The sequence below is a fragment of the Okeania sp. SIO2B3 genome, assembly GCF_010672525.1.
GTDB lineage: Bacteria > Cyanobacteriota > Cyanobacteriia > Cyanobacteriales > Microcoleaceae > Okeania.
Window position 1 is genome coordinate 1 of sequence record NZ_JAAHGH010000183.1, and the last position, 7,832, is coordinate 7,832.

General features: G+C 41.4%; 5 protein-coding genes. 2 read left to right on the top strand and 3 right to left on the bottom strand.

Annotated elements, in window-relative coordinates:
* Nucleotides 1-898: 898 nt before the first annotated feature.
* From F6K15_RS36895 to F6K15_RS36905, 3 genes are read right to left on the bottom strand one after another with little or no spacing between them, the layout of a single operon-like run.
* Nucleotides 899-1,141 carry a zinc ribbon domain-containing protein gene (locus F6K15_RS36895; RefSeq protein ID WP_293070955.1) on the bottom strand — a complete coding sequence of 81 codons (243 nt, stop codon included), beginning with the start codon at nucleotides 1,139-1,141 and terminating at the stop codon, nucleotides 899-901.
* 18 nt (nucleotides 1,142-1,159) lie between these two features.
* Nucleotides 1,160-1,798, bottom strand: a complete 639-nt coding sequence (locus F6K15_RS36900; RefSeq protein ID WP_293070957.1) for a transposase — start codon at nucleotides 1,796-1,798, stop codon at nucleotides 1,160-1,162.
* A complete protein-coding gene (locus tag F6K15_RS36905) occupies nucleotides 1,755-2,015 on the bottom strand; it encodes a helix-turn-helix domain-containing protein (RefSeq protein WP_293070959.1) in 261 nt (86 codons plus the stop codon). Before F6K15_RS36905 ends, F6K15_RS36900 begins: the two co-directional genes overlap by 44 nt.
* Before the next feature lie 411 nt (nucleotides 2,016-2,426).
* Here F6K15_RS36905 and F6K15_RS36910 point away from each other — a divergent pair, with 411 nt between their 5' ends.
* Both F6K15_RS36910 and F6K15_RS36915 read left to right on the top strand, forming a co-directional pair.
* Nucleotides 2,427-6,011, top strand: a complete 3,585-nt coding sequence (locus F6K15_RS36910; RefSeq protein ID WP_293070961.1) for a response regulator — start codon at nucleotides 2,427-2,429, stop codon at nucleotides 6,009-6,011.
* 82 nt (nucleotides 6,012-6,093) lie between these two features.
* A complete protein-coding gene (locus F6K15_RS36915) occupies nucleotides 6,094-7,431 on the top strand; it encodes a response regulator (RefSeq protein ID WP_293070963.1) in 1,338 nt (445 codons plus the stop codon).
* The last annotated feature ends 401 nt before the right edge of the window (nucleotides 7,432-7,832 follow it).

Below are 7,832 nucleotides of genomic sequence, written 5' to 3' on the forward strand. Positions count from 1 at the left end.
AAAAAATATGGCTTTGTTGATTTGAGGTATGATATCATGCCCGGATAAGAGGGCGAGCAAAAAACTTTCTCCTTCTACTCGGGGTTTCTTCTTCTTTCTTCTCTCCTAATATCATGTCCGCTGGTATCGTTTGTGTAAACCAAAGGGTGAATATCTACAGGAAATTTAAGTTGTTTCGGGATTAATACCCTTAATTCCAAGAATAATAAAGCTTTCATCCCAAATTTATGAATTCTAAATTCTAAATTCTAAATTCTGAATTCTTACCCTTTTACAATACCGATGCTACCGGACATGATATGACTCAGTCGTTCCCCTCCTGGGAGCAGGGCTGTTTTAAAGTATTGTAGATTAAGTATTTAGGGAGAGTGGGAGATGAGGGGATAGTGGAACAGTGAAATTTGCCAAAATTTGCCGATTTTGAGCGCCAATAAGCGTCCTTTTTGCTCTGAGAGAATATTTGGTTCAACGCCGCTTAAAAGCCTCCATCCCCGTGTCTGGTGTGTCTGGTGCGTCTCCGTGTCTATCGAGAATCAAACAGCCCTGTCTCCTGGGAGGGGCCCGCGGGTGGGTTGACTCCTAAGTAATTAGGATTAATATCATACACGCGCTTCAGCAACGCCAAAAATATATATCCTCACCATTACCATGCAGGACTACTCATCTCCGATAATTAAACTGAAATTCCTAAAGGTTGTTAAATTTTAATTTCCGTTCTACTAAACTTACCCAAACTTACCCATACATGATAACCTCCGGTTAAGCGTAAGCTATCGCATGAGCTTTGGAGCTAGCTTCCTGTTTTCCTACGGAATGCTGCGCAAACACAGAAGACCACTGACCGCAGTCTGCAACTTATCTTCTCCACAGGCTTAAATTCGCTCTTGTTCTCAAGCTACTAATTCACATAGTTTTTCAGGTTTACAGCAGCATTAAAATCTCTGTCAGTTTCAAAACCGCATTGACTACACTCATAAGTTCTCAAGTTTAACGGCATTTTCTGTTGATGACCACAGTTTGAACATATTTGAGAACTTGGATAAAATCTATCAGCTATGACTAATTTACTGCCGTACCATTCACATTTGTATGTAAGTTGACGTTTAAACTCATAAAAGCCACAATCAGCACCCACCCCCATCCCCTCCCGGGAGGGGAGCTAGAGGGGTGGGTTGTGATTTTTGAGCATTCCACTTACATTCAAATCTTCTATTACTATGGTGCTGTGGTTTTTAGCCAACCATGTTGTGAGTTTATGTAGTGCATCTGCTCTGATATCGGCTACTTTTTTGTGGAGTTTTGCTAGTTTTTTTACTGCTTTGCGTCTGTTTTGGGAACCAATAACTTTTTTACTGACTGCACGTTGATGACGAACTAATTGTTTTTTGGCTTGCTTGTAGGCTTTGACATTAGTAAATTTACTGCCCTCAGAACAAGTTGCTAATGTATTTATGCCTATATCTACACCTATAGTTTCTCCAATTTTTTCTGTTGGGTATGGTTCAAAATTGTACTTGAAACTGATGTACCAACTATCTGCTTTTTTTGTTAGCGAAGCTCCTCTGAAAGAGGCGATGGTGACGTTTTTTACTCTGTATGAGGGTAAAATTTCATAAGTTTTTACTATTCCTATTCTTGGTAGTTGTATGTAGTTTCCTTGAATAATCTTAATACTTCCTTCTAAATAAAAGCTGTCTTTTCTACCTTTTTTCTTAAAGGTTGGAAATCCACGGCTCGGAATAGTTAGAAAGTTTTTAAATGCTCTGTCTAAATCTCTTAATGCTTGCCCTTGGGGCACATTTAGACACCTCATAATACCAAGGATTAATTGATTTTACTTCAGCTACTAAACGCTTATGCAGGGTGATGGCGCTTGGGCGTTTTTTCGTTTCTTCGTACTCTTTTATGCAAGTGGCCAACCCCCAATTATAAGCATGACGAGCAACACCTGCGTGTTTGGCAAGTATTGTTTTTTGCTGATTGTTAAGTTTAAGCTTAGTTTTAAAGGATTTCATAATTATTGTTTTTGTTGGCACTTAAGCGCAGTTCTGCTGTTTCATATATAGTTAATAAGTTAGACATAAATCTAGTGTATCACAGTAAATGTCTAATTGTGTCTCACTTTGTCTAATTATTTTAATACTGTTGATAGCCCCAGAGGTATAATACCAATTTAAAAAAAGAATGTTACGAATAATAAGGGTAATCAAAATAATTTATAGGAGATGTCCTTTTGATTAAAAAGAGAACTTATGATCAAAAAATGGTATTGAAGTCATTCATTCTGACTCCTGACTCCTGACTCCTGACCTCTAAGAAATATCCTATCTATTTGTAGCAAATATTGATAATTTGGTATAATATACCATTGCCAAAAACCTCAACTTAACGACCGCTAAAGCAGTTATTGATTAAATTGGACTCTCATGACAAAAGCAATTTATCCGAACCTTACCCAGCCAACATCTCCCAGTTATTTGGCAAGATTACAAGAACAAGTATTGAAAAAGAAGCGTTCCGTTGTCGTTCGGCTAAACTTTATCTTCTTCTTAATATTTATGGTGATTAGTGGCGTTTCTATTGCCGTTCTATTTTTTAGTTACCAAGTCAAAAAATCCACCCAGCAAGTTCTAGAAGTAGAGGTTCCCAAAGCGGTAGGCACCATTAGTATGCTTGAAGAATTAGGTGCTATGAGTGGTAATTTGTTAGAGTACGTTCTTGGCGAGGAAGAAGAAGAACAAGAATACTTCAAAAACTATAGTGAGTTGCTAGAATTTAGAGATAGCGTTTCCATCAAAATTCGCAACACTCGTAAGCGAGACTGGGACCGCTTGGACAGACTGATTGAAGATTTCCGGCAAGAATCAGAGAAAAAAGTGTTTAGGGGCTACGATCCCAGTGCTGATCGCAAAGCCAGTCAGCGCATCAGTACCCTACTGAAAAATGTAGGTGCACCCATGGAAAAGCTTTTGCAGCAGCTCAAAGAGGAAGAACTGGCTGATGCTGGAAAATCTAAGAGTTTCGAGCAGGTGGTGCGCGATGACCTTCCAGGAGTCCGTTACTATCTGGAACTGTCAGAACTCGCTGGCAATATGCTGGCAGCCTTGAACCGCTTCATCCTTAACGATCCGGATGCCAAACGGGAGTTTTTTGAGTATGCTCTGGATTTTGAAATTACCTTTGAAAATCTCCGTGCTCTGGAGCAAAAAAAACAGGAAACAATTAAGCTCAAAGAGATCTATCGTCTCTTTAACGAGCTGAAAACAGAAGGAGAAAGTATTCTCAAGACCTACCAAGGAAATAATCGCGAACAGGCCCTCCAAACCATCGAAAACTTGGAGCGTCGCAACTACCAAGAAGCCGAAAAATTGCTAGAAAGTCTCTCGGAAACTGCTCGGGAACAAGTTGAGAAAAGTAAAAACTCCCTCAACCGCTTAGTGACATTCCTCAATATCATGACCGTGTTTACGATCATAGCAGGTATTACTCTGGTGTTGCTTTTGATTTTCTACGTTCGCAATTCAATTCTTCAACCCTTACAGAAAATAACTTTAGCAGTGGAATATCTGCGCTCGCGTCAGGGAGACTACGAAATCGAGCAAGGTCGCTACGACTTGGAATTCGATGGCATCTTAAGCATCCTGAACCTATTTAAATATGAATTGCTCGAACTCGATCAGCTGCGAGAAACGGAACAGGCACGAGCCAGGCAGCTAGAAGATGCGCGCGAGTTAGCCGAATCGGCCAACGCGGCAAAAAGCAATTTTTTGGCAGTAATGAGCCACGAAATTAGAACCCCGATGAATGCGATTTTGGGTTTGAGTCACTTGGCATTGCAGACAGACCTCAATAGTCAACAGACTGACTATATGCAGAAAATCCAAAGCTCCGGTAAATCCCTCCTGCGCCTGATTAACGATATTCTTGATTTTTCAAAAATTGAAGCAGGGAAGCTAGCACTAGAAAAAATAGATTTTGAGCTTGACGCAGTTCTGCAAAATGTATCCAATCTAGTCAGCTTACGCGCAGAACAAAAAGGTCTCGAATTCTTGATCGGTATAGATCCAGAGATCCCAAATTCTCTAAAGGGCGATCCACTGCGATTAGAGCAACTACTTCTGAACCTGATCAGTAATGCTGTCAAATTTACGGAAGTTGGCCAGGTGATTGTTCAGCTTGTTTTGCGAGAATATCGAGACGATGGCGTTAAGGTGGAGTTTTCCGTTCGGGACACGGGGATCGGCCTTACCCAAGACCAGTGCAAGGGACTGTTTCGCCGCTTCAGTCAAGCAGATGACTCGACCACGCGTAAATATGGGGGAACTGGCTTGGGTTTAGCCATTTGCAAACGCTTGGTCAACTTGATGGACGGTGAGATTTGGGTGGAAAGCCAGCTCGGTAAAGGCAGCAACTTTAAATTCTGGGCAGTGTTTGAAACAGCATCAACTACCCTGGTAAATTTCACCCCACCCGCAGGACTAAAAGGTATAAAAGCGTTGATCGTCGATGATAGTCCGGCAGCGCGCAACATTCTCCAGGAGCTTTTGCAATCATTTTCTCTACAGGTTGACACCGTTGCTTCTGGAAAAGAAGCACTAGAAGCTCTGCAAGTGACCGAGAACTCCTATCAATTGGTGGTGACAGACTGGCAGATGTCCGACGGGATCGATGGTATTGAGTTGATTCAACGCATCCGTGCTGCTCCACTGTTCCACCAGCCTCGGATTCTGCTCATTACCGGCCACGGGCAAATGGATATAAAGCAGCGTGCCGAACAAGTGGGTGCTGAGGATTGTTTATCAAAGCCCGTCAATCGTTCGGCGCTCTACGATACTCTTGTGAAGACTTTCTGCTCTGATGTTGTTGCGAAATCTGGGAACAATATTGCTTGCGACTTCTCTGTTGCTGTAGATTGTGATTCTCTTTCGGGCTATAAGATATTGCTGGTGGAAGACAACGAAATCAATCAGCAAATCGCCCGAGAACTATTGATAGGAGCGGGTGCGAGTATTGATACCGCAAATAATGGTCTGGAGGCATTGGCAGCTGTGCAACACAATCATTACGATGCAGTGTTGATGGATATTCAAATGCCAGACATGGATGGTCTTGAAGCCACACGACGTATCCGAGCCTTGGGTAAATCGGATTGTCCTGATAGTAAGCGCTTTGCTGATTTGACCGTCATTGCCATGACAGCCCATGCCATGATTGGCGATCGCGACTTGAGTCTACAAGCAGGCATGAACGATCATATCACAAAACCCATCGATCCTAATCATGTTTTTCAAACCCTTAACCGTTGGCTAAAACCGCCTAATGAAGAAATAGACGGCAACACGACGGCACAACTTACCGTTCCTGATGCAATCTCTTCCTCTCCTTTGGCACTTGCTGCCGAGGAGTCACTTGTTTTGGCGGGGGTTGATGTCGAAGCAGGCGTTCATCGTATTGGGGGAAATATCAATGCCTACCGCCATATTTTGTGGCAGTTTCGCGAACAGAACCAAAATACCCTAGCAAATATCCAAGCTACAATCACGGCGACAGACTACACTACCGCTCGGAATCAAGTTCATACTATCAAAGGCACCGCAGGCAATATCGGAGCCAAAGATTTGTTTGTAGCTGCTTCTGCCCTAGAGAAATCTTTGCAGAACAATTCCCGAACCGAAGCACTGCCATATTTAATGCAAACCTTCAGCCAATGCTTTGCAGTCGTGATGAATTCCCTCGGGAAGCTAGAGCCATCTGTCGATATTTCTACAGGTGCGATCGCTCAAGCCGATCCGATAGAATCGCAAGTTCTGAAGAATCGTCTTCAAGAACTGGAAAATCTTTTGCAAAACGATATTGCAGCAGGATTTGAACAACTCAAAGATTTAAATGAAGCCACCCAAGGAACGCCATATAGTGTTGGAATTCAACTGCTGCAAAAAGCGGTCTTTGATTTTGATACGGATGCCGCGCTAATACAACTCCAAGATTTAATCGCACAAATAGATCCATAACAAATTCAGGCACTTAACTTGCCTTTGCTTTTGTATCTATACAGAGTAGAAAAAAATCGTCAAAAATAGTAAGTTCAACCCTATGATCGGCCATACTCAAACAAATCTAGCAAAATCTAAAGTGTTGATCGTTGACGACGATCCCCAAAACATCTATATTCTGCTGGAAATTCTCAAAAATGATTATGCAATTGTGGCAGCAAAAAATGGCAAAAAGGCTCTAGAGTTAGTGATACAAACGCCCCAACCAGATTTGATTGTACTCGATGTGATGATGCCAGACATGGACGGTTACGCCCTTTGTCAAGCAATTAAATCGTGTTCGGAAACCCAAGATATTCCCATTATTTTTATCAGTGCACTTGATCGGGCTTTAGATAAAGTCAAAGCATTTGATGTTGGGGGTATTGACTATATTACCAAGCCATTCCAACGCGAAGAAATTTTAGTTCGTATTGCTACCCATATTGAAATCTATCATCTCCGGCAACGGCTTTATCACCAGACCATACAACTGACTGATAAAAACCAAAAATTACTCCGGAGCAATCAAGATTTACAAGTCCAATATCACCAGATAAAAACCACACAACTTCAGTTAATTCAAGCTGAAAAAATGGCATTTTTGGACGAATTAATGGCAGGAATTGTCCATCAAATCAATAATCCAACAGACTTCATCAAGGTGAATATTGAGCTTGCTAGGACTTACGTGCAGAAGTTATTTGGTCTAATTGATTTTCTACTGCAAGAATGCCCCAGGAATGGAACCCATATTCAAGATGAACTCGAAGCAGTGGATTTGGAGTTGGTTCGTGAAGATCTACCCAAACTCATTAATTCAATGGACTTAGGCCTTGATCGCCTCTGTGAAGTTAGCAATAGTCTGAGAACTTTTTTTCGCGACGATCGAGACCACAAAGTTGAATTTAATTTGCATGATGGGATAGATAGAACCTTGATCATTCTCAAGCACCGCACTAAAAGCAACGAAGAACGGCAAGCAATAGAAATCGTGAAGAATTACGGTGATATTCCTGAAATTTATTGTTTTCCAGGACAGCTTAATCAGGTTTTTCTGCATCTGCTTGCTAACGCCATTGATGCCATTGATGAAGCCAATAAAGGCAAAACTTTTGCTGAAATCAAAGCTGACCTGAATCGGATCACAATTGAGACGAAAATGCTAGGATATGAGCAGGTTCAGGTTTGCATTCAAGATAATGGCTGTGGTATGGAACCCGAGACCCAAGCCCAGATTTTTGAGCAGGGATTTACCAACAATGAGGTCAGCAAGGGAACTGGACTGGGGATGGCGATCGCCAAGCAAATTATCACGGAAAAACATGAGGGGACAATTACCTGTAAGTCAAAATTGGGTGAAGGCACGGAGTTTATTATTTCTCTTCCTATTAGATGATATTCGATTGGTTAAAACTATTTCAATCAAGAAAATGTCTCTCTGATATCATCTCTGGTAGCATCGGTCTTGTATAGCAAAGGTAGGCAACAGCTCATCTGGCAACAGCTCATCTGGCAGGAATACTTAAGAGCAAGAAAAAACTTAAATTTCCTGTAGATATTCACTCTTGGGTTTACAGGCTCCGATACCAGCGGACATGATATGACTGAACTAATTCCTCCATGAAATAGATTTATGAAAGTCCCATTAGAGATCTCCAGAAAAGAGGCAACAGCTCATCTGGCAACAGGCAACAGAAAGAAATAATTGATAATTTATGGATAATAATTGATTTGATTTTTGATTTTTACCGAATAATTAATAATTAATAATTAAATAATTCGCGCCTTGAAGCCTCT